The following is a 25,458-nucleotide window of genomic DNA, read 5'->3' as shown; positions in this document are numbered from 1 at the left end:
CAGGACACAATGCAGCAGATTATGACTTTTGCTTACACTCTGCCACCGCCACATCGTAGCAGCGCTGATCCGGGCCCATGGTGCCGCCCGGGACATTCGCCGCCTTTTGTTGTCAAAAAAGTACGCTTTATTATCACTTTGCTTCTTGCCTGAAAATTGCGGTAGCGGTTTCAGTGGGAGGCTGTTACACCATGAACACCACATGAAACATGCGCCGGCGGTGGAGGTGGTGCACAATGTGGCGCGACCCTTCGGGGGCCTGCTCATGGAAGTGGCCCAAGGCACGGGTTTCGCCGCGCTGAGCGGAGAAAATGGCCCATGATTCCCAGCAGCGATGCCAGCCGGCTGCCCATGTCGACAGGCACTGTGCTGAAATCCCTCCCGACAGGCCCCTGATCTGACAGAATCCTGAATCCCTCGCGGAAGTCCCAAGCTCCTGCTCCGTTCCCTTTTCGCTGGCCTCATTTCACGAGCCACTTCATGACGCGCATGCCCACAGACCACGCTGCCCCTCAGCCTTCCTCCACGCCCCCTCAAGCTCCCCGCCCTCCCGCAAGGAGAGGCTGGTTTTCCCGGCTTGTTCTCTGGGTGCTCGGCCTTGTTTCGGCGTTCGTGGTCACGGGCGCGATGCTGCTGATGGTGGCCCTTGCGGTGGCCTACCCCAACCTGCCCGACATTTCCAGTCTTCAGAACTACCAGCCCAAGCTGCCGCTGCGGATCTACACGGCAGATGGCGATCTGATTTCCGAATTCGGCGAGGAAAGACGGAGTTTCGTGCCATTCAATGAAATTCCGAAGAGCATGAAAAACGCCGTGCTCGCCATCGAGGATGCCCGCTTCTATGAGCACGGAGGCATCGATTTCACCGGTGTGCTGCGCGCGGGTCTGGCCAACTTCAGCCGCTCCAAGAGCCAGGGCGCCTCGACGATCACGATGCAGGTGGCACGCAATGTCTACCTCTCGTCGGAGAAGACCTTCACCCGCAAGATCTATGAGATGCTGCTGGCCTTCAAGATGGAGCATGCGCTCACCAAGGACCAGATCCTGGAAATCTACATGAACCAGATCTACCTCGGGAACCGTGCCTACGGGTTCGCGGCCGCCTCCGAGGCCTACTTCGGCAAGCCCCTGCAGCAGATCAACCTGGCCGAGGCCGCGATGCTGGCCGGTCTGCCCAAGGCGCCTTCGCAGTACAACCCGGTCGTGAATCCGAGTCGGGCCCGCATCCGCCAGCTCTACATCCTGCAGCGCATGGTGGAAAACGGCTTCATCACGCCAGCACAGGCCGAGGAGGCCAAGAACACCCAGATCGTGCTCAAGCACGCCACGAAGGGCGAGACCGTGCACGCCGAATATGTCGGCGAGATGGTGCGCCAGCTCATCTATGCGCAGTATGGAGCCGAAGCCTATACCCGCGGCCTGGATGTCTACACCACGATTTCCACCAAGGACCAGAATGCGGCCTATGCAGCCGTGCGCGCCGGCATCCTGCGGTATGACGCCCGCCGCCCATACCGCGGCCCTGAACATTTCGTGAATCTCCCCAGCGATCCCGCCCTGCTCGACGACGCCGTGGTGGATGCCTTGGCCGATTACCCCGATGCGGGCGACATGCTGTCTGCAGTGGTGATCTCTGCCTCTCCGCGCCGCGTGGTGGTTCGACGCAGCGACAACGACGACATCACCATCGCCGGCGATGGTCTGCGGTTTGCTGCCTGGGCCCTGTCGGGCCGTGCAGGATCGGCGCAGCAGATCCGGCGCGGAGCCATTGTCCGCATCGTCAAGGCGCCTGGTGGTGGCTGGTCCATCCGGCAGCTGCCCGAGGTGGAGTCTGCGCTGGTGGCCATGGATCCCCGTACCGGCGCCATCCGTTCGCTGGTGGGTGGATACGATTTCGCCAAGAACAAGTTCAACCATGTGACCCAGGCGCTGCGGCAGCCAGGGTCGAGCTTCAAGCCCTTCATCTACTCGGCCGCACTGGAAGCCGGCGTGAGTCCCAGCACGGTCGTGAGCGACTCGGAACTGGTGTTCGATGCAGGGGTGACGGGCGGACAGCCCTGGGCTCCGAAGAACTACGATGGCTCCTTCGGACCGCCGCTCACCGTGCGTCAGGCCCTGGCCAAGTCCAAGAACCTGGTGTCCATCCGCATCCTGCAGACGGTGGGAACCCAGAAGACCCAGGAATGGGCAGGCCGCTTCGGCTTTCCTCCTGACCGCACGCCGCCCTACCTCACCCTGGCGCTCGGCGCCGGCACGACCAATCCGCTGGAAATGGCGGTGGGCTACTCGGTGTTCGCCAATGGAGGCTATGCCGTCAACCCCTACATCATCTCCCTCATCAAGGACCAGCGCGGCAATACCCTGCTCGAAACCAAGCCTGCTGCCCCGAACGAGGCGCGACGCGCCATTCCCACGCGCAACGCCTTCATCATGGACAGCCTGCTCAACGAAGTGGCCACGCATGGCACGGCTGCCCGCGCCACACAGGCCCTCGGACGACCCGACCTGTATGGCAAGACCGGTACCACCAATGACTCCAAGGATGCATGGTTTGCAGGCTTCCAGCCGTCGCTGGTGACGGTGGTCTGGTTTGGCTTCGACAATCCGCGCAACCTGGGCGATGGCGAAACCGGCGGGGGCCTGAGCCTGCCGATCTGGATCGACTACATGCGCACGGCGCTCAAGGATGTGCCCGTGAACGAGATCCACGTGAAGCCCCCCCTGGGCGTGGTGCGCTCCAATGGTGACTGGGCCTATGAGGAGTTTGCCGGTGGCCGCGGCATCTCTCGCATCGGCGTGTCCGATCGCCCCCGTTCTGCCGCCGTTCCATCTGCAAGCGACGGCACCGATGCAGCCAATCCGGTAGATGGCAGCCAGGGCGCAGCGGCAGGAACTCCCCCTGCCGCCGGCGGCACGGGTGGAGGCGGATCAGGTGGCAGTGGCGGAGCGGCCCCGAGCACGCCCCCCAGTACCCGCAGCGAAGACATGTTCCGCGGAAACTGACGGGCTCCCGCTCAGGTCACGTCTCCTTCACGAACACCAAGGCCGTGCCGCATGTCTCCCATGCTGCACGGCCTTTTCCTTGTTTGCTTGCTTGTCTGCCTGACGACAGGGTGTGACGACTGTCTGTCCAGACTCAGGCAAAGTGCAACGGCATGCCTGACTGCTCGGTGGCGCAGCGGCTCAGGTGGTCGAAAAATTCGCCGTGCCCCTTGGTATCGACCCATTGCTGGCCATCGAAGGTGTAGTGGAAGCCCCCCGCCTTGGCAGCCATCCAGATTTCGTGGAGCGGCTTCTGCAGGTTGATCACGATCTGGCTGCGGTTGGGAAACACCAGCGTCACCATGCCGCCCACGCGCTGGTTGTCGATATCGGCATCGGTTTCATCGTTGATGCGGTCGCATGCTGCTTCAATGCGCTGCAGTACCTGCTCAGCCGCATCCATGTATTCCAGGTCAGTCATTACAATTCCAGCCTATGATGAACATGCGAATCATTGTAATGAGCGGCCTTGCGGCCTTCGGCATCATGGCGGCAAGCGGCTGCGGCCAGAAGGGGAATTTGTATCTCCCCACCGCTCCGGAAGCAGCCCATCGAGCTCCGCTGCACGCGCTGCTGCTGGGGCCTCTGCGCCCAGCCTCTGCTGCATCGAGTCCTGCGGCCACCGCTGCTGCGCTGCCGACCGCCGGCAATCCTGTCGATGCCCTGGTCGATACTGTGCCCGCGCACTGAGCCCCCTGTGCCTCCTCCCTCTTTCGGACCCCTTTCTTCATGACACATCCCGTTCTTCCTGGCCATCCCTTCTTTGCACGCAACACCGCCGGAGCGCTGTGCGTGGAAGGTCTTCCCCTTGCCGAGCTGGCCCGGGAACATGGCACGCCGCTGTTTGTCTATTCACGCGCAGCCATGCTCAAGGCCCTGCACGCCTACGAGGAGGGATTCCGTGGCCGCGATGCCCTGATCTGCTACGCCATGAAGGCCAATTCCTCGCTCGCCGTGCTGCAGGTCTTCGCGCAGGCCGGATGTGGCTTCGACATCGTCTCAGGCGGGGAGCTCCAGCGCGCCCTGGCTGCAGGCGCCCCTCCGGCCAAGATCATTTTCTCGGGTGTCGGCAAGACCCGCGCCGAAATGCGCCTGGCCCTGACGACGGGCATCGGCTGCTTCAACGTGGAAAGCCTGCCAGAGCTGCATGTGCTCAACGAGGTAGCAGTGGCCATGGGCACACAGGCGCCCGTCAGCATCCGCGTCAATCCCAATGTGGACCCCAATACCCATCCCTACATTTCCACGGGGCTCAAGGGCAACAAGTTCGGCATCGCCCATGAAGAGGCCCTGGCTGCCTACCGGCTGGCTCGCGACCTGCCGGGGTTGCGCGTCGTCGGCATCGACTGCCACATCGGTTCGCAGATCACCCAGATGAGTCCCTATCTGGACGCCATGGATCGCATGCTCGATCTGGTGGAACAGATCGAGGCCGAAGGCATCCGGCTGGAGCACTTCGACTTCGGCGGAGGCCTGGGCATCACCTACACCGATGAAACGCCCCCTTCGGCCCATGCCCTGTGGCATGCCCTGCTCGCTCGCATGGATGCACGCGGCCTCGGTCAGCGCAGGCTGCTGATCGAACCGGGACGCTCCATGGTCGGCAACGCGGGGGTGTGTCTTGCCGAAGTGCTCTATCTCAAGACCGGCGAGGCCAAGAATTTCTGCATCGTGGATGCCGCCATGAACGATCTGCCGCGTCCAGCCATGTACGAGGCCTATCACCAGATCCTGCCCGTGCAGTCACGTCCGGCCACAGGCGACATGCCGACCTACGATGTGGTGGGCCCGATATGCGAAAGCGGGGACTGGCTGGGACGCGACCGCACGCTCGATGTTCAGCCGGGCGACATCCTGGCCGTCATGTCGGCTGGAGCCTATTGCATGAGCATGGCGAGCACCTACAACTCCCGGGGACGGGCGGCCGAAGTGCTGGTCGTCGATGGCCAGCCGCACCTCATTGCAACCCGCGAGGACATTGCCTCCCTGCATGCCCGCGAACGGCTGCTCTGATCGATCGGCCATCCCGCCGGGTGCTGTGGTCTCCCGCCCCATGGGCATGGGGCGGGTGTATGCCGTCTGCTCCACGCGGCCCCCTGTCCCCGTGTGTCAATGCCCGCAGCCACCGGCAGGGGCGTTCCGGTTCCAGTACCAGAGTCTCCATGCCAGCAGCCCTCCCAGCACGGCGGCATACAGCATGGGCTCAATCACCTGATTCTTGCTGGCGCGCACCCAGAAGAAGTGCAGCATGGCCAGTGCAGCCACCACATACACCAGCCGGTGCAGCAGCTGCCAGCGTGCAGCCCCCAGTGCCCGAATGGCCGCATTGGACGACGTGAGTCCCAGCGGCAGCATGCACACGAACGTCGCCATTCCTGCAAAGACATAGGGGTGACGCGCCAGGTCATGCACCAGCTTTCCGCTCTCGAAGCCCACGATGAGCCACAGATACAGGGACAGGTGCACACACGCATAGACAAAGCTCAGCTGACCCAGACTGCGCCGGAACCGCAGCAGCTGGGGAAGGTGCAGACTCACCCGGGCAGGCGTCACCGCCAGAGTAAGCAGAAGCATGCGCAGCGCCCAATCTCCAGTTCCCCGCACCAGGGCCTCCTCGGGATTGACGTAGGCCCCTGCAGAGGCGCGCCCGATCAGCCATGCCAGCGGCATGAGCGCCACTCCCCACAGCAGAGGTTTGCTCCAGGGGTTCGTGAGCCAGGAATGTCTGGCAATGACAGTGGACATGAAAACAACCTTCCTTTCTCTTCTCTTGAATCGGCAAATCTGCTCAAAAATACCGATGCAGATCCATGCCGGCATACAGCCCGGCCACCTGCTCGGCATAGCCATTGAAGGGCAGGGTCAGGCGCCGCGGTTCCCACGCACCTTCGCCTATGCGGCGCTCGGTCGCCTGGCTCCAGCGTGGGTGATCCACCTCTGGGTTGACATTGGCGTAGAACCCATACTCGGCGGGTGCCTCACGCACCCAGGTCGTGACCGGCGGAGTTGCCATCACGCGGATGGTCACGATGCTCTTGGCACTCTTGAAGCCATACTTCCAGGGCACCACGAGCCTGAGCGGGGCACCGTTCTGGGCTGGCAGCGCATGCCCGTACATTCCAAAGGCCAGCAGGCTCAGGGGGTGCAGGGCCTCGTCGAGCCGCAGGCCTTCGGTATAGGGCCAGTGCAGCACCGCATCCCGCACTCCCGGCATCTGCCCAGGGTCGGCCAGCGACTCGAAGGCCACGTAGCGGGCATTTCCCGTGGGCTGGGCACGCTTCAGAACATGCGCAAGCGCATACCCCTGCCACGGAATGACCATGCTCCACCCTTCCACGCACCGCAACCGATAGAGCCGCTCCTCCAGAGGGGCGAGCCGCATCAGGTCCTCGACTCCGAGGGTATAGGGGTGCAGCACCTCCCCCTCCACGCGCAGCGTCCAGGGACGCAGCCGCATGGCACCCGCACGCTCGGACGGATCGGTCTTGGAGGTTCCCCACTCGTAGAAGTTGTTGTAGTGCGTGGCATCACGAACCGGTGTGGGCCGATCCACGGCCCAGCCGCCAGCCACGGAAGTTCGCACGGAGGACAGGGGAGTGCCCATGTCCTTCGGGGACTGCACGGAATCGCTCTCGCCATTGCCTCGACAGGCCGCCAGGCCTGCCCCGGCCATCCATGCCCCGGCGTGCTGCATCCAGCGCCTGCGGCTGCCTGCCACCGCCTCGGGCGTGATGTCGCTGGAAAGAATGGGCGGAACCGCCCCGAAGCGATTCGCCATTTCTCCTCCGTGGGTCAAGAAGTCATTGCACGCATCCGGATCCCCCCTGCAGCCGGCGTCCCAAGGGGAGTACAGCCATGGCGATCACCGGCATCCCGGCAGCAGGTCTCGTTCAGCATGGAGTTCGACTCATTGTGCGCCATGCACACCCCCTGCCGAAAGCAATTCCCCTCATCGGCCAAGGGACTCGGCCCTGCCCGCCACGGGAAGAGGACTGTCCACCAGACAGTCCTGCCTGCCCGACTCGACACGGGTCTTACAGGGTGCCGTAGCTGTGCAGGCCGCTCAGGAACATGTTGACACCGATGAAGGCGAAGGTCACTACGACCAGCCCTACCAGAGCCCACCAGGCGGCTACCGTCCCGCGCAGCCCCTTCATGAGCCGCATGTGCAGCCATGCCGCATAGTTCAACCACACGATCAGAGCCCAGGTTTCCTTGGGGTCCCAGCTCCAGTATCCGCCCCAGGCTTCGGCCGCCCAGAGCGCCCCGAGCACGGTAGCGATGGTGAAGAAGGCGAATCCCACCGCAATCGCCTTGTACAGCACATCATCCATCACCGTCAGGCTCGGCGTGTGCTGGTTGATGGTGCCGCGCAGCGCCACCATGAGCCCGAAGAACACCAGCAGCCCACCCAGCATGCGGCCGCTCTTGGTCAGAGCCTGCGTCATGGTGGCATCCGGTGAGCCGAGCAGCGCGTACAGACCCACTCCCGCCAGCACCACAGCCGGCACCCCCACGAGCCCGATCAACAGGGCCCGCAAGCTGCTGGTCTTGAGCAGATAGGCCAGGGCCACCATGGCCGCCAGGGCAAACGTGCCGTAGCCCACGAAGTTGGCTGGCACATGCAGCTTCATCCACCAGCTCTGCAGGGCAGGCACCAGCGGCTGAATGGCCTGCGCCTCGCGCACCAGCGCATACCACAGCAGAAACCCGACCGCCGCGCTCACCACCGTCATCACGAAGGCCCCCAGCGCACGGGTGCGATAGAGCTGCTCGTAGTACAGGTAGAACAGAGTGGTCATCCAGCAGAACAGCACGAACACTTCATAGAGGTTGCTGACGGGGATGTGGCCGATGCCAGCCCCGATGTGGTGACTTTCGTACCAGCGCACCATGGTCCCGATGAGCGCCATGCCCACCGCGCCCCAGGCCAGCCAGGTTCCCATGCGCTGTGCGGTATTGGCATGTGCCACGCCGTCCACGGGATGCTTCTCGCTCGTGAACAGGCCGATCCAGTAGAAGAGCGTGCTCATGTAGATGAGGACACACATCCACAGAATGGCGGACTGGCTGGAGAGGAAATACTTGAGCCAGAACACCGACTCAGCCCGCTTGAGATCTCCCTGATAGGCTGAGATGGCCAGCAGCGAGAAGGCCGCCACCACCAGCATCAGCCGCGCGGCTGGACGCCAGAACCATCCGAGCGCAATGACGAAGGGCACTGTGCCGGCCAGAATGGCCTTTTCATAGCCATCCATGGCACCGCCGTACTGGGCAAATGCCACAATGCCGCCGGCCACGGCCAGCACGGCAAAGAGCCAGTCGAACCAGGTGCGGCCCGACAGCCACCCTTCCTGCAGATGGATGATGCGTGTGGCTTGGGAGCCTGCAGACAGATCAAGCGTGGTGTTCATGGGGGTGCTCATGCGTGGATTCCCAGCAGTTTGTCCTTGAGGACTTCAAATTCCCGGTCGCTTTCGAGGTTGCGACGATTGCTTGAAAGCGCCATGGTAGCGGCGCTGACGCCTTCCTGTCCATCGACCGGTGTCAGCCAGACCCAAACGCGACGTTCGCGGATGTACAGCATGGCAAAGACTCCCAGAATCAGGAAGAAACAGCCTGTATAGACGACCCACTTGCCCGGCGAACGCGTCACCTGGAACACGCTGGCCTGCACCTGCTTGAAGTCCTGAAGCTGGAACAGCAGGGGCTCCGGATACAGCGGCGCATCACTCAGAGCCACGACCGCCTGCACCATGAACGCGCGGTTGCGCTCCTGGCCCATGTCGAGTGCCGGCAGATGGGCCTGGGCACGTTCCAGCTGCGCCAGCTCCAGCAGACTGCCGTTGAGAATCTTGAGCAGCACATCGCCCACACGTGCCTGCTGGTCGGCCGGCACGGTCTTCTCGATGAAGCTCGCCACCGCCTGCAGGCCAAAGCCGCGCGCGGCGTCGCCATTGGGGTCCAGCCCGGCCTGCGCCATCTTGGCCGGATCGCCCGCAAACAGATCCATCACCCGCTCGGCCGATGCCGTGAGCTGCTTCACCACCTCGGGGGGCTGCCCTGTGGTGGCTTCGGCTGCATAGCGCCGCACGGCCTCGGCCCGCATGGCCGGCGTCATCAGCGCGGTGCGCAGACGCTGGAACTCGCCCAGCCCGCCCTTGTCATCGGCCGGGATGCGAAGATAACGGAACGGCTGGTTGGGGTCGCTGCGTACCCCGAACAGAAATTCGGGCACGCCCCCCTGGGACGAAGCCACGGGCTGCATGTAGTTGTTGAACTCGCGCGCCTGTCCCGACGCATCGCGCAGCTTGTAGGCGATGCTCGGCCCCACATTGCGCAGCTGCTTGTCGCTCCTGCTCTGGGCCGAGCCCAGATTGGCATTGAGGGTGTGCTGCAGGTCGACCTTGCGCACATCCACTCCGTTGCCCTCGCCCTCCTTGCCGAAATTCTCGACGTTGATGACCCGCAGGTTGGTGATTTCCAGCGTGCGCTGGTCCTTGCCATTGCTGATCGTGGTGGATTCCCCCACCTTGCTGTGCACCTCGAACGGGGCCACAGCAGCCCCTCCCATGGGAACCGCCTTGAGCGTCACCGAGGAACCGCCATCCTCGAAGCTGCTCTGGTAGATCTCGATGCCCTTGAAGCTGGCCGGATGATTGACCTCGATGCGGGCAGGATGCTGTTCTCCCGTAGTACGGTCACGCAAGATCACATCGCTGGCGAACAGCCGGGGCATGCCGGTGGGGTAATACTCGACGATGAATTTCTTGAGCTCGATCGAGAAAGGCAGATCCTGCACCAGCACGCCATCCTTCTGGCTCAGGATGGCACTGGAAGCCGAAGCCCCCTCCGGCACAAAGAGATTGCCACGAAAGCTGGGGTTGTTCGGTCCCAGTCGCGAAGCAGCCGGCACCTCGGCAATCATGCCTGCGCCACGATAGACCTGCTTGCCATTGAACCAGGTCTGCGCCCGCACCATCAGATCCCCATCGAACAGCCCTCCCAGACAGATGAGCACGATCGCGCAGTGCGCAGCCAGATAGCCGATCTTGTTCCAGCTCCCTGCCTTTGCGGCCACCATCCAGCCCATGCCCTGGGCGGTGCGGCGTTCCTGCAGGCGCACCTTCCATCCGCTGCGCACCAGGCTCTGTCCCAGACGCCGCGCGGCCTCCTCGGGAGTGCCCGCCACCTCTGCAGTGGCCTTCTGCCCGAAAGCCCGCAGCGCCTGCTCATGGATGTTTTCCTTGAAGCTCCGGAGATCCTGCAGGATCTTGGGCGTATTGCGCGCAATGCACAGGCTGGTGCTGGTCACCAGAAAAGCCAGAATCAGCAGGAACCACCATGCACTGTAGACACTGTAGAGCCCCAGCACATCGAACACCTGGGCCCAGAAAAGCCCAAACTGGTTGATGTAGTTGTTGTAAGGCTCATGCTGCTTGACGACGGTGCCGATCACCGAGGCGATGCAGATCACCGTCAACAACGCAATCGCAAAGCGCATCGAGGACAACAGCTCGACAGCGGCACGCATGCGGCGCCCGCCCTTGCCTACCTGGAAGCCTTCAGTGGAAAAAGTGGTCATGTGTGATCCATCCTGCTGCATACCGGCCAACCGTCTCTGCGTCCCTTGCGTCCACAGTTCCAGAGAGCACCCCATGCGCCCGTCCCTCCAGCAGGTTCAGGTTCCGCATGGTAGCGGAAACCCCAGCTCCTCGCCTTGCCGCGAGTCAGACACCCGTGGTCCGGTTAAGCAATCCAAAAGAAAAGGCGGGGGAAAACCCCGCCTTGCCAGTCAAAGACCGCTGTTCGCGCAGACATTTCGTCTGGCCGCGAGCCGGGAAACAGCACCCGCAGCCTTTCTTTCTGCCCCAGACACCGATCAGTGCAGCCCTTGCACGAAATCGGCCACAGCCTTGATCTGGGCGTCGTTCATGCCGTTGACCACTTCGGGCATGACCTTGTCGTTGGTGCGCACGCCGTCGCGGAAATCCTTGAGCTGCTGCTCGACATAGGCTGCGTGCTGCCCGGCAAGGCGCGGGAAGCGGATGGGAATGCCAGCACCGTTCGGGCTGTGGCAGGCAGCACAGGCAGGCACCCCACGGTTGGCAATGCCGCCGCGCCAGATCTTTTCGCCGAGGGCAATGGTGTCCTTGTTGGTGGCAGAGCCAGGCATCATCTTCTGGGTGGTCACCCAGTAGGCGATGTTGCGCATGTCCTGCTCGCTCAGGGGCGCAGCCATGCCGTTCATGATGGCGTTCTTGCGCACTCCGGCCTTGAATTCCTTGAGCTGCTTGACGAGATATTCAGGATGCTGCTGCGCGAGGCTGGGATTGGCAGCGATGGCGGAATTGCCATTGGCTCCATGGCAGGCAGCACAGGTGACGAAACTGGCCTTGCCCTTGGCGAGGTCGGGAGCACCGGCCGCCATGGCCGCGCTGGCAGCCAGGAGAGTCGTGGCGGAAATCAGGGAAGCGGCAATAGAGGTAAGAGGCTTCATCATCGCAATAGTCCAAAGTGAGCGGATACACCCGAGCCCAGAGCAAGCGCAATACGGGTAAACTGGCCAATTCTACAACGCGCTGTTGCAAAATTGGCCGGCCAGATACTTTTCTGTCAACCGGAAACCCTTCTGCCATCCGGCTTTTCCGCTTCACGCCCCAGCCCCACACCATGCCCGCACGACGTCCGCCACGCAGCCCCCTTCCTCCGAAATCCGGGGCATCCGCTCCAGCTTCCGCCCCCGCCACGCCGAGCCCTCTGGGCTGGCTGCACACGGCACGCTTTCTGACCACGGCGGCCCAGCTGGACCAGCTGCCGGCACTCGACGTTCCCGAAATCGCCTTCGTGGGACGCTCCAATGCGGGCAAATCGACCTGCATCAACACGCTCACACAGCAAAAGCAGCTCGCATTTGCCTCCAAGACTCCCGGACGGACCCAGCACATCAACCTGTTTGCCCTGGGCAAGCAAGGCCTGACCGACGCCGTCCTCACCGATCTGCCCGGCTACGGCTATGCGGCCGTGCCACAGGCTGACAAGCTGCGCTGGCAGCGCGTCATGGCGAACTACCTGGTCACACGCCAAAACCTCCGCGCCATCGTGCTGCTGTGCGATCCACGCCACGGCATGACCGAGCTCGATGAAGCCCTGCTGGAAGTGGTGCGCCCCCGCGTCGAGGAAGGCCTGCACTTTCTCGTGCTCCTGACCAAGGCCGACAAGCTCACGCGCAGCGAAGGCGCCAAGGTTCTGGGCATCACCCGCCTGCAGGCAGGCGGCGGCGAGGTTCGACTGTTTTCCGCCCTCAAGAAACAGGGGGTCGAAGACGTGGCCCGTCTGCTGTGGGACTGGACACACTCCCCGGCCGCCCCTTCCCTGCCAGCCACCGATCCGGCCATCGGCGAACCGCCTCAGGCAGATTGAGCGTCGTACACCGACGCCATGCCCGGCGGGCGGGTCTTGAACCGCTTGTGCACCCAGAAATACTCTTCGGGACGCTTCCGCACCCAGCCTTCCAGGTAATCGTTCATGCGCTGGGTGTCGGCCTCGACATTGGCTGTCGGGAAGTCCTTCCAGGGACCCTCCACATGCAGCGTATAGCCGTGCGGGTCCATGAAGGTCATGGTGGAGACTACCTGCGCCCGGCCCAGCCGCGCAAAGCGTGACAGAGAGGGCACGGTCGCAGCCGGCTGGCCGAAGAACTTCACGAAGATCGACTCCTGCGGCCCAAAGTTCATGTCCGGCAGCAGATACAGCAGACCGTGCCTGCGCAGCGCCGAGATGATCGGCTTGACACCGTCACGGCGCCACACCACACGGGCATTGGGAAACCGTGTGCGCCCCCGTCTTGTCCACCGATCGGCCAGCGCGCTGCGCTGCGGCGTGTAGATCGAAATGAAATCCCGTTCCGGCAGCTGCCCCGACAGGGCCATCCCCCCCGCGTCGAGTCCCACAAAGTGGGGCGCAAACAGAATGGTGGGAGCATCCCCCTCGAACGCACGCACATCCCCGACCATGCGCAGGCGGCGCCGGAGCAGGGCTTCCGAGCCATGCCAGAGCCAGATGCGGTCGAGCACGGCCTGCACGAAGCGCCGGAAATGCAGCTTCAGCACATGCCGGCGCTGCTGCGCACTCCATTCGGGAAAGCAAAGCTGCAGGTTGATGTCGGCAATCCGGCGCCGATCAGGAATGGCCCAGTACAGCACCCAGCCTATGACCGCTCCCAGCCCTCGCCAGAACACCAGCGGCAAATGGGCCAACACGCCCAGCAGGGCATACACCAGACGTCCCCGCCACCCGAGTGGAGGAAGCGCCTTTTCCTGGGAAGACAGCGGATGTTCCGCCTCCTGTGCCGAGTCATGCATGTCCGTTCCCCTGCCCGGACTGGGGTGGTACGCCGGTGCCTCCTTCAGGCGCGGGCGCGGTCGCGGCACGCGCAGGTTCCGGCTGACCGCGCGGCCTGCGGTAGCGTGCATAGCTCCACATGTACTGGTTGGGATTGCTCAGGATGAGCCGTTCCATCTCGTGATTGATATGGGCCACCCCTGCTTCCAGCCCCTCGGGCATCGGAGCCGAGAGCGGGCTGCAGTGCAGCACATAGCCCCGCCCCCAGGACAGCCGTTCGCCCCAGATGACAATCACCTCGGCGCCCGTCTGCTGCACCAGCTTGGTTGCCAGAGTCATGGTATAGGCAGGACGACCGAAAAAGGGAGCCCACACGCCCTGTCCTTCCGGCGGCACATGATCGGGAAGCACCCCTACGGCCTCCCCCTTGCGCAGAACCTTGATCATCTGGCGCACTCCCGTCAGGGTGGTCGTGACGGTCCTGAGATGCGGGCGATTGCGCACATGCACCATCATGTCTGCCAGCGCCTTCTGTCGAGCAGGGCGGTACATCACCGTCAGGTCCCCGTACTGCGGACCAAATGTCTCCGCCATGGCCTGTGCCGTGATCTCGAAGCAGCCCATGTGGGGCGTCAGAAACACAATGCCCCTGTGCGCTCCATAGGCTCGCTCGACATGCTCAAGCCCCGTCCAGCGATAGGGGACGGGGCGTCCAAGCCACAGGCGCGGCAGCTCGAAGATCATGCGTCCGGCATGGGCCACGGCCCCTCGCACCTGCCCGGCCGTCAGGCCCGCCTGTGCGCGGTTGTCATTCCAGCGCCTGCGATAGGACGGCGCCAGCAAATAGGTGGCCCAGCCGGCCACAGCCCCCATGCCTTGCAGCAGCCACAGAGGAAACACAGAGAAGAAACGAAACAATCCATCCATGATGCTTGACCGGGAACAACGTCCCCGCACCCCCATTCCGGGCAGATTCTGTACAATGCCTCCCGTCGTCGAGTTAAACGAGCAACTTGCAGGGCGACACCCCATTCGACATTGTCGCATGGGCCAGACAGCCAGCCTCCATGGCACAGCGGCTCACTGCTAAAGCGTTCGCCAGGCTCCCTCAATGGCAACGCGTTTTCCCTTTCTCAACCCGTGCCGTTTTTTGGAGTTCTCTCATGGCGAACGACTTTCTCTTCACGTCCGAATCGGTCTCCGAAGGTCACCCCGACAAGGTGGCTGACCAGATTTCCGACGCCATTCTCGATGCCTGTCTCACGCAGGATCCCTACAGCCGGGTCGCGGCCGAAACCCTCTGCAACACCGGTCTCGTGGTGCTGGCAGGGGAAATCACCACCAATGCCACCGTGGACTACATTCAGGTGGCGCGCGACACCATCAAGCACATCGGCTACGACAACACCGACTACGGCATCGATTACAAGGGCTGCGCCGTGCTCGTGGGCTATGACAAGCAGAGCAACGACATTGCCCAGGGCGTGGACCGAGCCAGCGACGACTACCTCAACATCGGCGCGGGCGACCAAGGCCTCATGTTCGGCTATGCCTGCGACGAAACTCCGGAACTCATGCCTGCGCCCATCCACTATGCCCACCGGCTGATGGAGCGGCAATCCGCCCTGCGCAAGAGTGGTGCACTGCCCTTCCTGCGCCCCGACGCCAAGGCACAGGTCACCATGCGCTATGTCGACGGCAAGCCCCACAGCATCCAGACCATCGTCATCTCCAGCCAGCACCATCCGGACATGAGTGTGGGCGACCGCATGAAGCCCGAATTCAACGAAGCCATCATCGAGCAGATCATCAAGCCCGTCATCCCGGCGGAATGGCTCGTCGACACCCAGTACCTGATCAACCCTACCGGCCGCTTTGTCGTAGGGGGTCCCCAGGGGGACTGCGGCCTGACGGGGCGCAAGATCATCGTCGACACCTATGGCGGAGCCTGCCCCCATGGCGGTGGCGCCTTCAGCGGCAAGGATCCGACCAAGGTCGACCGTTCGGCAGCCTACGCAGCGCGCTACGTCGCCAAGAACGTGGTGGCAGCCGGGCTGGCGCGTCAATGTCAGGTCCAGGTGTCCTACGCCATCGGTGTGGCACGCCCGATCAACATCACCGTCTACACAGAAGGCACCGGCGTCATCCCCGACCAGGCCATCGAGCAGCTGGTACAGGAGCACTTCGACCTGCGCCCCAAGGGCATTATCGAGATGCTCAAGCTCCAGCGCCCCATCTACGGCAAGACGGCCGCCTACGGCCACTTCGGCCGCAACGAGCCGGAATTCTCCTGGGAGCAGACTGACCGTGCTGCCATTCTCCGCGCAGCTGCCGGACTGGCCTGACGCGCTCCCCGCCCTCCTCCATGCAGAAGGCCCCTCCAGAGAGGGGCCTTCTTGCCATGGGGGCCTCAAATGTCCAGGGCTTCTTCAGAACCGGTAGGTATAGGCGATGCCGAGAATATGCGCGTGGCTGTTGTAGTCCGCGCTGCCATTCGTGCGGCTGGACACGCAGCTCGTCGCCCCCGCGCCGGAAGCCACCGAACTGCCGCAGTAGCCATTCACATTGGCCGAACCCGGCTTGATGTAGATGTAGCTGTAGGCCATGTTCAGGCTGGCATGCTTGTTGAGATCGTACTTGAACCCGGTCGACAGCCAGATGCGGTCGTTGTCCGGCATGGTGCTCAGCCGGGTATCGGCACTGCGCACCGGCGACTGGTCATAGGCAATCCCGAAGCGGAGCTGCAGCGGATCGCTGTATTGATAGCTCGCCCCGATCGCCACCTTGTACGTATCCCGCCACAGAGGGGCAATCGTGGTTGCACTGGCGGTCGTGACACCCCCAGAGACCGCATTGGCCACCATCTTGGCGTTGTCATACTGGATGTTGAGCTGGTTGAAGCGGGAATGGCGGGTCCAGGTCACATCACCGAACAGGTTGAGCACCGGATTGACCTTCCACATGCCGTGCAGGGACAGCGACTCGGGCGTGACGATCTTCACCTTGGTGCCCTCGGAGGCTGCATACCCTGCCGCACGGATCGCCGGCAGCACGGCGCTGCCGATCCCCAGTGCATCACTCCCCACCGACCATTCCGTCGTGCCACTCAGCGTATGCGAGATCTTGGACCGGTAGCTGGCACCAATGCGCACCGCATCCGTCACATCCCACAGCCAGCCGGCATTGAAGCCGAACCCCCAGTCATTGCCACTGACATTCGCCACCCCGTCCAGCATGCCATTGGGATTGGCACGCCCCCTGGCGCGCATCACCGCCTGCACGCGGGGATCGGTCGCAGCCAGAGGCCCCCAGTTGGCATACTGCCGCAGCTCTGCATCGCTGTACTGGGCAATCAGGCCGAAGCCCACCGACTGGCGATCGGTCAGCCTGTAGGCGATGGTGGGATTGATGTCGATGGACGTCAATTTGGTGCGGTTGACGTTGTAGCGCAGAACCGAATTGCCGTCATATTCGGTCTCCGATGCGAAGGGCACATAGATACCCAGCCCAGCCGTCCAGCGGTCATTGAGCTGCCAGGAACCATAGAGGTGGGGCACAGCCACCAGATCCTTGGTGATCTTGCCGCTGGTCTGTCCCTGCACGGCCGTCCCTCCTGGGTACTTGGCCTGCGCATTGCTGTATTTCACACTGGGAGCCACCAGATTCAGGCTGCCCCCGAACTGAACCCCCGGCAGATAGGTCAGGCCGGCGGGGTTGTAGAAAATGGTGGAGGGATTCGCTGCCTCGGCGCCAGACGAATTGGCCGTAGCCTGTTCACTGACCGACTGCGTGCCGAAGTGATAGCCCGACGCCAGAGCGGCCTGCCCTGCCCAGCCCGCCAGCACGCACAGCATGCTTCCCTTGAGTGCGAACCCGAATGCCTTGTTGCGCATCGCTTGTCTCCATTCATCATGTCATGGTGCAACGAGCAAGGGCACGCCATCCAGCACCTGCATGGTGCATGCTTTGGAGACTCCCTTGCTCAGGAGCCTGAATTCTAAAGAAGCCCTCCGCAAACGTAACTCCGTGTATTCCCGCACGATCGTTCGAATGTGACAGCAACACAACGCCCATAAAAAAAGCCACCCCCGAAGGGGTGGCCTGACAAGTCGTCATCCAAGCTGGCTAGGCCAGCTGTGAATTAGAACTTGTGACGGATACCAGCAGCGTACGTGCGGGTCCACAGCTTGACGTCACCGTCCTTGAGGTCTTCTTGCTGAGCAGCGCGGACATACACGTCGGTGCGCTTGCTGAAGGCATAGTTGGCGCCGATCATGAAGTCATTGCCGCTGAACTTTTCGTTCGTGCCAGCCAGGTTGTAACGGTTGCGGCCGTATTCAGCCACGAAGGACGCTGCACCGTAAGGAACGGTCACGCCCAGGTTCAGTTCTTGAACCTTGTCGAAGACGCCGGCATATGCGGTGTTGAAGTTGCCGTCAACACCCACCTTGCCGTACACGTAGTTGGCAAACACCTTGGCAGTGCCAAAGTCGTAAGCGCCACCCACAACAGCTTCAGTCTTCTTGGACGTGGGAGCTTCAGATTGCTTGAACTGTTGTGCAGCCAGACCAACCAGCAGAGGACCGTTGGCGTAGCTCAGGCCCAGGCCATAGCCCTTGTAGTTGTTGGTGGTGGTGCCCAGGCTTTCATCCTTGTGGTAGCCAGCAAATGCCTGGATGCCCACGCCGGAGAAGTTGCCGAAGTAATGGACACCGGAAGCACGTTGCACAGCGCGCGCGGTCGTGGTGTCGAAATCGCTGTAGCCGTCAGCGGTACCAGCAATGGCCAGGTTACGCACCGGGGTATCGGTGGTACCGACGCGCACTTGACCGAAGTTGCCTTCCAGGCCAACGAAAGCTTCGCGGGTGGAGGTAGAGCTAGAACCTTCGTTGTTCAGGTTCGTGGCAGACGTCCAGTTGCCGTGAGCAGAGTCGATGCCGAATTCGTAGTTGAACACAGCCTTGAGGCCATTGCCCAGATCTTCAGCGCCCTTGAAGCCGATGCGGCTGCCGCTCAGGTTGCCGACGTTGGCACCGGTCGTCTTGGTTTTTGCACCATCGACATTCACTTCCTTGTAGCCACCGCTGATGTCGGCGATGCCGTACAGGGTCACGGAAGACTGAGCGGAAGCAGCGCCAGCGGCAGCCAGGGCGGCAAGTGCGAGCAGAGATTTTTTCATTGCAAGTTTCTCCAAGGTTAAACATGGGGCGCCGGTGTGGCAGGTTCGCGCGGCTTGCGCCTCGGTGCGGACCCCGACTCCCCGGGCCAACCTCCTTTTCGGAAGTTGGTTCTATTGCACCAGACCTTGAGGGGGTCTGCAAAGGAAATCAGCCTTTTATCTGCATCGCGTTGCAGGTCGACAACACAACTGTTGCACAAGGGACACACCCTTGTTTTCCCGCTGTGTACGATCCATTTTTGCGGATCTCATGGGGTAAAAGCCCTCACGCAGAGGTCCCCATTCCCTTGCCCATAACCTCTTTGAGATTTCTGCTGATGCGACATCTTTCTCCTCTGGATCGCTGGCTGAGCGCTGCCGACGCCGGTCTGCGCACGGTGTGCGCCCCGCCCTCAGGCTGCACCGCCTCCCCTGCCGACGAGGGGGACCCGCCTGCAGCCCATGACACGTGCCTGCTGCCTGAGGAACGTGCGCTCTCCGGCGCGCTGATGCGGGTCAACCATGTGGGCGAGGTGTGCGCACAGGCCCTGTACCAGTCCCAGGCGCTCGTGACTTCGAATGCTGCGCTGCGCGCCCATTTTTTGCATGCTGCCGAGGAGGAAATGGACCATCTGGCCTGGACCCATGCCCGAATCCAGGACCTGGGCACCCATGTGTCGTGGCTGAACCCGCTGTGGTACGGAGGCGCTTTTGCCCTGGGATGCCTGATGGGGATGCAGGGGGATGCCCGGAGCCTGGGTTTTGTGGTGGAAACCGAGCGCCAGGTGGAGGCGCACCTGCAGTCCCATCTCGATCGGCTCCCGGAAAACGATGCGGCCTCCCGGCGCGTGGTGTCCCGCATGGAAGCCGACGAACGCCGCCACGCCGACGAGGCACTGAAGGCAGGAGGAGCGCCGCTGGCATTTCCCCTTCCTGCACTGATGCGGATGGCGGCCCGTATCATGACCACCGTGGCGCACCGGCTCTGACGGCGAGGTGATATATCACCCCACTGCGGCGCCACATCCCACAAGTGCCTCATCCTGGAGGCACGGGCGGCCATGGTGCGCCATGGCTTCACATCACACGCAATGAATTCACGGGAGGGACAGCATGGAATGCACGGTGAGCTGGACGGGGGGACTTGCCACCCGGTCTGCAATGGGGTTCGTGGCCGAAACCGGCAGTGGACACGTGGTCCCGATGGATGGAGCACCGGATTCGGTCAAGCCCGAGAATGGCGGATGCAACATGGCGGCACGTCCCATGGAATTGCTGCTCGCCGGTCTGGGAGGATGCACGGCCTATGACGTGGTGCTGATCCTCAAGCGGGGCCGGCATGCCATCGAAGGCTGCTCCGTGCAGCTGCAGGCAGAGCGTGCGGAAATCGACCCCAAGGTATTCACGCGCATTCATCTGCACTTTGATGTGCGCGGACGGGGCATTCCGGCCAGTGCGGTAGAGCGCGCCATTGCACTGAGCCATGACAAGTACTGCTCGGCCAGCATCATGCTGGGCAAGTCGGCCGAGATCACCACGGGCTATACCCTGACCGACACCACCGCAAGCTGAATGCGCACATTTTTGCCCGCCCGGGCCGTGGCCCGGGCTTTTTTCTTGCCGCATTTCCAAGATGTGGTGAAAAAATGACAGCTTGCTGACATTTCTCGCCTTTTATGCAGGTGTCGTGTCAAATGTCACATATCACTTGTGCAGTGCAGCATCTTCTTGCTACACTGAAAGTGTTGCATATTCAGTTTCATGCAATAGTTGTCTCCTCCACCCTCCTATCAGGTGGATTCAGCCTCCAGGTTTCGATTGAGATCTGGAGGTTTTTTTTGCTGTTTGCAGGGTGGGATCAGCGCCTGCGCAGAAGGTGCACTGCCTGCGCTCCTTCCTGCTGCTGACTCAGCAGGGCATGCCCTGTCTGCTGGGCAAATGCCTGAAAGTCGCGGAGGGCGCCAGGGTCGGTCGTGATGACCTTGAGAACCTGTCCACTGGCCATGCCGGCCAGTGCCTTCTTGGCCTTGAGGATGGGCATGGGGCAAGTCAGACCGGAGGTGTCGAGTTCCTGGTCGATGGGGGTGGCGTTCATGATGCGTGGATATCGGAAAAAAGAAATCCGAGGGCACTCATCCCCTCGGCGGCGTGCAGGCGAAGACCGGCCTCATGCGCCCCGGTCAGGCAGGGAACACCCCTGTCGAGAGATAGCGATCCCCGCGGTCACACACGATGAACACGATCGTGGCATTGCGCACCTGCTGAGCCAGGCGCTGGGCCACCACACAGGCGCCCGCTGCCGAAATGCCGGCGAAGATACCCTCTTCGCGTGCCAGGCGGCGGCACATGTCTTCTGCATCATCCTGGGTCACATAGGCCAGTTCGTCGACCACGGCAGCGTCGTAAATGGCCGGCATGTAGGCCTCAGGCCACTTGCGGATTCCCGGGATGCGGGATCCTTCGGCGGGCTGGGCACCGACGATGCGCACAGCAGGCTTGCGCTCCTTGAGATAGCGCGCCACCCCGGTGATGGTGCCGGTGGTGCCCATGGCGCTGACGAAATGGGTGATACGCCCACGGGTGTCGGACCAGATTTCAGGCCCTGTGGTTTCGTAGTGGATCTGCGGATTGTCGGGGTTGGAGAACTGGTCGAGCACGCGCCCCTTGCCTTCGGCCTGCATCTGGATGGCCAGATCACGGGCGTATTCCATGCCTCCGCTCTTGGGGGTAAGGATCAGCTCGGCTCCGTAGGCCCGCATGGATTGCGCGCGCTCGATGCTCAGATCCTCGGGCATGATGAGGATCATGCGATAGCCCTTGATGGCTGCCACCATGGCCAGGGCAATGCCCGTGTTGCCGCTCGTGGCTTCGATCAGGGTGTCTCCGGGACGGATATCTCCTCGTGCCTCTGCCTTGGCGATCATCGACAGTGCAGGCCGGTCCTTGACCGAACCGGCAGGGTTGTTGCCTTCGAGCTTGCCCAGAATGATGTTGTTGCGGGCGGCATTTTCGGCCGCTCCGATACGCTGCAAGGCCACCAGAGGGGTCTTGCCGATGAACTGTTCGATGGTGGGATAACGGGGAGAACGCATGAGAAAAGTGCTGTAGCCACGCCGGGTGCACACAGACAAGGGCGCCCCATGGCTTGTGTCATAATGATCAGTCCATTCTACTTCTCCTGCCGGAGTGGCGAAATTGGTAGACGCAGCAGATTCAAAATCTGCCGGTGGCAACACCGTGCCGGTTCGATTCCGGCCTTCGGCACCAGACACGACAAGCCTGCATGCACCACCTTTGAAGCAGCGGTACATGCAGGCTTTTCTGCGTCATGAGGGAGAGCCACGGCCTTGCTGCCCGCCCCCTGCCCCCCCATCGGCGGCCCTGATCAGACCAACCCTGTCATATAGAACACGGCGATGATGACGAAGACGGCCAGGGTCTTGATGCAGGTGATGGCAAAGATGTCCTTGTAGGATTGCCGGTGCGTGAGGCCTGTCACGGCCAGCACGGTAATGACGGCTCCATTGTGTGGCAGGGTATCCATGCCGCCGGAGGCCATGGCGGCGACCCGGTGCAGCACTTCCATGGGAATGCCGGCTGCCTGCGCATTGGCAATGAAGGTATCGGCCATGGCTGCCAGCGCAATGCCCATGCCCCCCGATGCCGATCCGGTAATGCCGGCCAATGCACTGACGGTGATGGCCTCGTTGACCAGCGGATTGGGAATGGTGCGCAGCGCGTCGGCAATGACCAGGAAGCCGGGAAGGGCTGCGATGACGGCACCGAATCCGTATTCGGAAGCGGTGTTCATGGTGGCGAGCAAGGCACCGCCGATGGCCGTGCGGGTTCCGTCGGCAAAGTTGCGCGCCACGGTACGCCCCGCAAACACGAACACCGTGGCGATGCCGATGAGCAGCGCTCCCTCCACGGCCCATACGGCAGCAATCGGCGCCACCTGCTGCACCACGGGTTTGGCCTTGCCCACCACGGCAGACGCGAACGAGACCGAAGGACCGTACCATTGAGGAATGAAGACCGTGAGCACCTTGTTCATCAGGCCCACCATGAGCAGGGGCAGCAGCGCGATGAAGGCGTTGGGCAGGCGCTCATGCTCGAAGGGGGCCGGCTCGTTGACCAGGTCGGTGCCATAGCCTTCACCCGCACGTGCTGCACGGCGACGGCACCACTCCAGATAGACCAGGCCACACCCCAGAATGAACAGAGCCCCGATGATGCCCAGCCAGGGGGCCGCGTAGATGTTGGTCTTGAAGAAGGTGGTGGGAATGATGTTCTGGATCTGGGGAGTGCCCGGCAGTGAATCCATGGTGAACGTGAAGGCTCCCAGCGCAATGGTGCCGGGGATCAGGCGCTTGGGAATCTGACTCTGTCTGAACATCTCTGCGGCGAACGGATAGACCGCGAAGACCACCACGAACAGCGAGACCCCTCCATAGGTCAGGATCGCACAGACCAGCACGATGGCCAGCATGGCCCTCTGGTGACCGATGGCTCGGATGACCCAGGCCACGATGGATTTGGAAAATCCCGAGAGCTCGATGACCTTGCCGAAGACGGCTCCCAGCAGAAACACCGGGAAGTAGAGCTTGACGAAGCCCACCATCTTGTCCATGAACAGGCCGGTGAACATGGGTGCCACCAGATGGGGATCGATGAGAAGCACGGCCCCCAGGGCGGCGATGGGTGCGAAAAGGATGACGCTGTAGCCCCGATAGGCCACGAACATCAGGAAGCACAGGGCTGCCAGCACGATCAGGAATTGCATCTTGAAACCTCCATGAGGAACGGATGCCGCTCACAGCAGCATCCGTCGGAATGCAATTCATTATCAGGAGCTGCCTGCACGAATGATCGTGCACCGGGTAGGTGTATACCCGCCTGTGCGAAGGAATCCTCCCGGTGTAGGGCAAGGATTTTCGCCATGGCATGCCATGCGCATGTGCTGACTGGACGGCAAGAAAAACAAAACGCCCTGCATCTTGTGAATGCAGGGCGTCTGATCTGGTGGTGGAGTTTAACAGAAAACCAAACCCACATATCAGCAGTCTCTCAGCCCCGGTCGGAAGCCTTGAGACCCTCGCGCGATTCCGGGGAAGGATTTCGCGCAACCGCACATGCCCATGATTGTAAGTTCAGAGAGGCCGATTGGCACTCGCAGTTACCGCAATTGCCAGGGAATCTGGGGGCTGCAACTTGGCTTTCCTCTCGTTTGTCGCCGTAATGCCCGGCACGAACGACGAAAGGAAATGCCATGCAAACCGAACCCGCCTTCACCGAAACGGAGCTCGCACGTCGGTGGAACGTCAGCATCAAGACCCTGCAACGCTGGCGCAGCGAAGAACGCGGCCCGCCGTACATCAAGCTCTCAAAGGCCATCCGCTATCCAGTCGATGAGATCGTCACCTATGAGCAGGCGATCCGCCAGGGCATGGCCCACGAAGTGCCGCTGCCATCCTTGAACGAAGCGCAGCCCGTTGTCGAATCTCCCGCGCCCGCCGCCCCCGAACCAAAGCGGTACTACTTGAGCGAGGCCTTCGCACTCATCGCGCAGTACGGCAGTCTTGATGCGGCCGAGGCCGCGCTGACGGAGGCGCGCGATGAAGCCCAAGGTTGATGCCAACAAGCAGGGCGTTGCGCCCAGCCCGGATGAGCCAGTCATCGCGTATCCGGTCCTCGATGAAAACCAGTTGTCCTTGAGGTGGAATCTCTCACCCAAGACGCTGCAAAAGTGGCGCTCGGAAGGAATCGGCCCGCCCGCCTGGCACCTCAACAGATCTATCCGTTACCTTCTGATGGGGGTCGAGTCCTTCGAGCGCAAGGCTCGGGTCACTTGGAAATCCCCTGCCGGACGCCCGTTGTCCGAATCGTCTCCCACAGCACGTGAAGACGCCATCGAGCAGATGATGCAGAAGCGGCCTGAACGCCGTGATCGGGTTTTCTACTGCGCCAAAGAGGTGGTCGACATCACTGGATTGCCCAGTTACTGGATTCACCAGAATCAGGAACGCCTGCGGCTCGGCATTCCGTTCTACCGGATCGCAAACGGTGACGTCATCCGCTTCAGCATCGAGGAACTCTTCCTCTGGGAGATGCATCACCTGCGCCCATGCCGGTACCCAGCAAAAGGGAATGCTGATGCCCCGTAGTTGGGGCGGTCGTGGCGAAGTGTGTTGCCCTGCGTTCCGATATTTCGTTGATTAATTGAAATTGGAGAACAAATGGAACACACTCCATCAATGCTCTCCGAGACCCACACCCAGCGCATCCTTGATCTGGCCAGCCAGAGAGGGCTGCTGCGTGCCAGCGACTTGGACGCCATCGGCTCGCCCTGGGTCATCCTGACGCGCATGACTGCAGCAGGACTGCTGGAACGGGTCGGGCGTGGTCTTTACCGTCTGCCAGGCGCACAGGTGACGGAATTTGAGAGTCTTGCCCTTGTCGCCACCAGGGTGCCACAAGCCGTGTTCTGCCTGCTCGCCGCACTCCAGTTTCACGGGCTGACCACCCAACTACCGCGTCAAGTCTGGATCGCCATGCCACGCGGCAGCCACTCACCCCGGATCGACCATCCGCCGATCCGGATGGTTCAGATGGCCGGTAGCGCTCATCTGGCAGGCATCGAGGAGCACTTGTGCAACGGGGTGAAGGTGCGGATCTACAGCCCGGCCAGGACCGTGGTCGATTGCTTCAAACATCGCAACAAGATCGGTCTGGATGTGGCGCTGGAGGCCTTGAAAGACGCCTGGAGGACGCGCAAGGCGTCTGCAGATGATCTGTGGCGCTACGCTCAGGATTGCCGCGTCGCCACCGTGATGCGCCCCTACATGGAGGCAATCGCCCACGACTGACGCCTCGGCCTCCGAGACGGGCGGGCTTCTCTTTGGTTTAAAAATTTG

General features: G+C 62.3%; 23 protein-coding genes and 1 tRNA gene. 11 read left to right on the top strand and 13 right to left on the bottom strand.

The annotated features are described in order from the left end of the window. Positions 1 to 480 precede the first annotated feature (480 nt). Positions 481 to 3,003 (top strand): penicillin-binding protein 1A, encoded by a 2,523-nt coding sequence (locus ACP2WS_RS10455; protein ID WP_426460740.1) that lies wholly within the window; start codon positions 481 to 483, stop codon positions 3,001 to 3,003. Between the two features lie 133 nt (positions 3,004 to 3,136). Here the strand turns inward: ACP2WS_RS10455 and cyaY are convergent, their stop codons facing one another. Further along, complete coding sequence (cyaY, locus tag ACP2WS_RS10450) at positions 3,137 to 3,463, bottom strand: iron donor protein CyaY (protein WP_374493785.1); 327 nt, start codon at positions 3,461 to 3,463, stop codon at positions 3,137 to 3,139. A 23-nt stretch (positions 3,464 to 3,486) separates the two neighbouring features. Between cyaY and lptM the strand changes: the two genes are divergently transcribed. Next, positions 3,487 to 3,732 (top strand): LPS translocon maturation chaperone LptM, encoded by a 246-nt coding sequence (gene lptM, locus ACP2WS_RS10445; protein WP_426460739.1) that lies wholly within the window; start codon positions 3,487 to 3,489, stop codon positions 3,730 to 3,732. A gap of 39 nt (positions 3,733 to 3,771) precedes the next feature. After that, entirely contained in the window at positions 3,772 to 5,055 is a 1,284-nt protein-coding gene (gene lysA / locus ACP2WS_RS10440; protein WP_374493789.1) for a diaminopimelate decarboxylase, read from the top strand. Between the two features lie 96 nt (positions 5,056 to 5,151). On the opposite strand, the gene ACP2WS_RS10435 is transcribed toward lysA, so the two are convergent. The 5 genes from ACP2WS_RS10435 to ACP2WS_RS10415 all read right to left on the bottom strand — a co-directional run bounded on the left by ACP2WS_RS10435 (position 5,152) and on the right by ACP2WS_RS10415 (position 11,542). Then, positions 5,152 to 5,787 carry a protein-methionine-sulfoxide reductase heme-binding subunit MsrQ gene (locus ACP2WS_RS10435; RefSeq protein ID WP_426460738.1) on the bottom strand — a complete coding sequence of 212 codons (636 nt, stop codon included), beginning with the start codon at positions 5,785 to 5,787 and terminating at the stop codon, positions 5,152 to 5,154. Between the two features lie 43 nt (positions 5,788 to 5,830). Beyond that, positions 5,831 to 6,820 carry a protein-methionine-sulfoxide reductase catalytic subunit MsrP gene (msrP, locus tag ACP2WS_RS10430; RefSeq protein WP_426460737.1) on the bottom strand — a complete coding sequence of 330 codons (990 nt, stop codon included), beginning with the start codon at positions 6,818 to 6,820 and terminating at the stop codon, positions 5,831 to 5,833. Between the two features lie 256 nt (positions 6,821 to 7,076). Beyond that, positions 7,077 to 8,456 (bottom strand): c-type cytochrome biogenesis protein CcsB, encoded by a 1,380-nt coding sequence (gene ccsB / locus ACP2WS_RS10425; protein WP_426460746.1) that lies wholly within the window; start codon positions 8,454 to 8,456, stop codon positions 7,077 to 7,079. An 8-nt stretch (positions 8,457 to 8,464) separates the two neighbouring features. Then, the gene (locus ACP2WS_RS10420) at positions 8,465 to 10,627 is read right to left on the bottom strand and encodes a cytochrome c biogenesis protein ResB (RefSeq protein ID WP_426460736.1); all 2,163 of its coding nucleotides are present in this window, start codon (positions 10,625 to 10,627) and stop codon (positions 8,465 to 8,467) included. 297 nt (positions 10,628 to 10,924) lie between these two features. Continuing rightward, positions 10,925 to 11,542, bottom strand: coding sequence for a c-type cytochrome (locus ACP2WS_RS10415; protein WP_426460745.1), 618 nt, complete (start codon positions 11,540 to 11,542; stop codon positions 10,925 to 10,927). Between the two features lie 173 nt (positions 11,543 to 11,715). Here ACP2WS_RS10415 and yihA point away from each other — a divergent pair, with 173 nt between their 5' ends. Continuing rightward, the gene (gene yihA / locus ACP2WS_RS10410; RefSeq protein WP_426460735.1) at positions 11,716 to 12,465 is read left to right on the top strand and encodes a ribosome biogenesis GTP-binding protein YihA/YsxC; all 750 of its coding nucleotides are present in this window, start codon (positions 11,716 to 11,718) and stop codon (positions 12,463 to 12,465) included. Here yihA and ACP2WS_RS10405 read toward each other — a convergent pair. Both ACP2WS_RS10405 and ACP2WS_RS10400 read right to left on the bottom strand, forming a co-directional pair. Beyond that, positions 12,453 to 13,406 (bottom strand): lysophospholipid acyltransferase family protein, encoded by a 954-nt coding sequence (locus ACP2WS_RS10405; protein WP_426460734.1) that lies wholly within the window; start codon positions 13,404 to 13,406, stop codon positions 12,453 to 12,455. The two genes, yihA and ACP2WS_RS10405, sit on opposite strands and share 13 nt — an antisense overlap. Then, positions 13,399 to 14,313, bottom strand: coding sequence for a lysophospholipid acyltransferase family protein (locus tag ACP2WS_RS10400; protein ID WP_426460733.1), 915 nt, complete (start codon positions 14,311 to 14,313; stop codon positions 13,399 to 13,401). The genes ACP2WS_RS10405 and ACP2WS_RS10400 overlap by 8 nt, the downstream gene beginning before the upstream one ends. A gap of 236 nt (positions 14,314 to 14,549) precedes the next feature. Here ACP2WS_RS10400 and metK point away from each other — a divergent pair, with 236 nt between their 5' ends. Beyond that, positions 14,550 to 15,731 carry a methionine adenosyltransferase gene (gene metK, locus ACP2WS_RS10395; RefSeq protein ID WP_426460732.1) on the top strand — a complete coding sequence of 394 codons (1,182 nt, stop codon included), beginning with the start codon at positions 14,550 to 14,552 and terminating at the stop codon, positions 15,729 to 15,731. A gap of 84 nt (positions 15,732 to 15,815) precedes the next feature. On the opposite strand, the gene ACP2WS_RS10390 is transcribed toward metK, so the two are convergent. Further along, entirely contained in the window at positions 15,816 to 17,279 is a 1,464-nt protein-coding gene (locus tag ACP2WS_RS10390) for an OmpP1/FadL family transporter (RefSeq protein ID WP_426460731.1), read from the bottom strand. Positions 17,280 to 17,527: 248 nt separating this feature from the next. Next, positions 17,528 to 18,565, bottom strand: a complete 1,038-nt coding sequence (locus ACP2WS_RS10385; RefSeq protein WP_426460730.1) for a porin — start codon at positions 18,563 to 18,565, stop codon at positions 17,528 to 17,530. Between the two features lie 317 nt (positions 18,566 to 18,882). Between ACP2WS_RS10385 and coq7 the strand changes: the two genes are divergently transcribed. Next, a complete protein-coding gene (gene coq7, locus ACP2WS_RS10380; RefSeq protein ID WP_426460729.1) occupies positions 18,883 to 19,533 on the top strand; it encodes a 2-polyprenyl-3-methyl-6-methoxy-1,4-benzoquinone monooxygenase in 651 nt (216 codons plus the stop codon). Positions 19,534 to 19,657: 124 nt separating this feature from the next. Next, positions 19,658 to 20,116, top strand: a complete 459-nt coding sequence (locus tag ACP2WS_RS10375) for an OsmC family protein (protein ID WP_374494207.1) — start codon at positions 19,658 to 19,660, stop codon at positions 20,114 to 20,116. A gap of 286 nt (positions 20,117 to 20,402) precedes the next feature. Here ACP2WS_RS10375 and ACP2WS_RS10370 read toward each other — a convergent pair whose 3' ends face one another. Further along, positions 20,403 to 20,639, bottom strand: coding sequence for a sulfurtransferase TusA family protein (locus ACP2WS_RS10370; RefSeq protein WP_374494209.1), 237 nt, complete (start codon positions 20,637 to 20,639; stop codon positions 20,403 to 20,405). Between the two features lie 85 nt (positions 20,640 to 20,724). After that, the gene (cysM, locus tag ACP2WS_RS10365; protein ID WP_426460728.1) at positions 20,725 to 21,636 is read right to left on the bottom strand and encodes a cysteine synthase CysM; all 912 of its coding nucleotides are present in this window, start codon (positions 21,634 to 21,636) and stop codon (positions 20,725 to 20,727) included. An 88-nt stretch (positions 21,637 to 21,724) separates the two neighbouring features. Between cysM and ACP2WS_RS10360 the strand changes: the two genes are divergently transcribed. Then, a tRNA-Leu gene (locus tag ACP2WS_RS10360) sits at positions 21,725 to 21,811 on the top strand. A 118-nt stretch (positions 21,812 to 21,929) separates the two neighbouring features. Here ACP2WS_RS10360 and ACP2WS_RS10355 read toward each other — a convergent pair. Then, complete coding sequence (locus ACP2WS_RS10355) at positions 21,930 to 23,327, bottom strand: GntP family permease (protein ID WP_374494212.1); 1,398 nt, start codon at positions 23,325 to 23,327, stop codon at positions 21,930 to 21,932. A 486-nt stretch (positions 23,328 to 23,813) separates the two neighbouring features. Here ACP2WS_RS10355 and ACP2WS_RS10350 point away from each other — a divergent pair, with 486 nt between their 5' ends. From ACP2WS_RS10350 to ACP2WS_RS10340, 3 genes are all read left to right on the top strand, one after another. Next, positions 23,814 to 24,176, top strand: a complete 363-nt coding sequence (locus ACP2WS_RS10350) for a helix-turn-helix transcriptional regulator (RefSeq protein WP_426460727.1) — start codon at positions 23,814 to 23,816, stop codon at positions 24,174 to 24,176. After that, positions 24,160 to 24,708, top strand: coding sequence for a hypothetical protein (locus tag ACP2WS_RS10345; protein WP_426460726.1), 549 nt, complete (start codon positions 24,160 to 24,162; stop codon positions 24,706 to 24,708). Before ACP2WS_RS10350 ends, ACP2WS_RS10345 begins: the two co-directional genes overlap by 17 nt. 90 nt (positions 24,709 to 24,798) lie before the next feature. Continuing rightward, positions 24,799 to 25,410 (top strand): type IV toxin-antitoxin system AbiEi family antitoxin domain-containing protein, encoded by a 612-nt coding sequence (locus ACP2WS_RS10340; RefSeq protein WP_426460744.1) that lies wholly within the window; start codon positions 24,799 to 24,801, stop codon positions 25,408 to 25,410. Positions 25,411 to 25,458 lie beyond the last annotated feature (48 nt).

Origin of the sequence: Brachymonas moutaii (nom. illeg.) (assembly GCF_049977365.1) — a bacterium.
Taxonomy (GTDB): Bacteria; Pseudomonadota; Gammaproteobacteria; order Burkholderiales; family Burkholderiaceae_C; genus Brachymonas.
This window is presented reverse-complemented; position numbering and strand designations above follow the sequence as displayed.

Excerpts from the sequence above, each read along its gene's own strand:
- ACP2WS_RS10390 (WP_426460731.1), bottom strand. The coding sequence starts at position 17,279 with ATGCGCAACAAGGCATTCGGGTTCGCACTCAAGGGAAGCATGCTGTGC.
- ACP2WS_RS10355 (WP_374494212.1), bottom strand. The coding sequence starts at position 23,327 with ATGCAATTCCTGATCGTGCTGGCAGCCCTGTGCTTCCTGATGTTCGTG.
- lysA (WP_374493789.1), top strand. The coding sequence starts at position 3,772 with ATGACACATCCCGTTCTTCCTGGCCATCCCTTCTTTGCACGCAACACC.
- cyaY (WP_374493785.1), bottom strand. The coding sequence starts at position 3,463 with ATGACTGACCTGGAATACATGGATGCGGCTGAGCAGGTACTGCAGCGC.
- cysM (WP_426460728.1), bottom strand. The coding sequence starts at position 21,636 with ATGCGTTCTCCCCGTTATCCCACCATCGAACAGTTCATCGGCAAGACC.
- metK (WP_426460732.1), top strand. The coding sequence starts at position 14,550 with ATGGCGAACGACTTTCTCTTCACGTCCGAATCGGTCTCCGAAGGTCAC.
- ACP2WS_RS10350 (WP_426460727.1), top strand. The coding sequence starts at position 23,814 with ATGCAAACCGAACCCGCCTTCACCGAAACGGAGCTCGCACGTCGGTGG.
- ACP2WS_RS10435 (WP_426460738.1), bottom strand. The coding sequence starts at position 5,787 with ATGTCCACTGTCATTGCCAGACATTCCTGGCTCACGAACCCCTGGAGC.
- ACP2WS_RS10405 (WP_426460734.1), bottom strand. The coding sequence starts at position 13,406 with ATGCATGACTCGGCACAGGAGGCGGAACATCCGCTGTCTTCCCAGGAA.
- msrP (WP_426460737.1), bottom strand. The coding sequence starts at position 6,820 with ATGGCGAATCGCTTCGGGGCGGTTCCGCCCATTCTTTCCAGCGACATC.
- coq7 (WP_426460729.1), top strand. The coding sequence starts at position 18,883 with ATGCGACATCTTTCTCCTCTGGATCGCTGGCTGAGCGCTGCCGACGCC.
- ACP2WS_RS10385 (WP_426460730.1), bottom strand. The coding sequence starts at position 18,565 with ATGAAAAAATCTCTGCTCGCACTTGCCGCCCTGGCTGCCGCTGGCGCT.
- ACP2WS_RS10400 (WP_426460733.1), bottom strand. The coding sequence starts at position 14,313 with ATGGATGGATTGTTTCGTTTCTTCTCTGTGTTTCCTCTGTGGCTGCTG.
- ACP2WS_RS10345 (WP_426460726.1), top strand. The coding sequence starts at position 24,160 with ATGAAGCCCAAGGTTGATGCCAACAAGCAGGGCGTTGCGCCCAGCCCG.
- ACP2WS_RS10415 (WP_426460745.1), bottom strand. The coding sequence starts at position 11,542 with ATGAAGCCTCTTACCTCTATTGCCGCTTCCCTGATTTCCGCCACGACT.
- ACP2WS_RS10455 (WP_426460740.1), top strand. The coding sequence starts at position 481 with ATGACGCGCATGCCCACAGACCACGCTGCCCCTCAGCCTTCCTCCACG.
- ACP2WS_RS10375 (WP_374494207.1), top strand. The coding sequence starts at position 19,658 with ATGGAATGCACGGTGAGCTGGACGGGGGGACTTGCCACCCGGTCTGCA.
- ACP2WS_RS10420 (WP_426460736.1), bottom strand. The coding sequence starts at position 10,627 with ATGACCACTTTTTCCACTGAAGGCTTCCAGGTAGGCAAGGGCGGGCGC.
- lptM (WP_426460739.1), top strand. The coding sequence starts at position 3,487 with ATGCGAATCATTGTAATGAGCGGCCTTGCGGCCTTCGGCATCATGGCG.
- ACP2WS_RS10340 (WP_426460744.1), top strand. The coding sequence starts at position 24,799 with ATGCTCTCCGAGACCCACACCCAGCGCATCCTTGATCTGGCCAGCCAG.
- yihA (WP_426460735.1), top strand. The coding sequence starts at position 11,716 with ATGCCCGCACGACGTCCGCCACGCAGCCCCCTTCCTCCGAAATCCGGG.
- ACP2WS_RS10370 (WP_374494209.1), bottom strand. The coding sequence starts at position 20,639 with ATGAACGCCACCCCCATCGACCAGGAACTCGACACCTCCGGTCTGACT.
- ccsB (WP_426460746.1), bottom strand. The coding sequence starts at position 8,456 with ATGAACACCACGCTTGATCTGTCTGCAGGCTCCCAAGCCACACGCATC.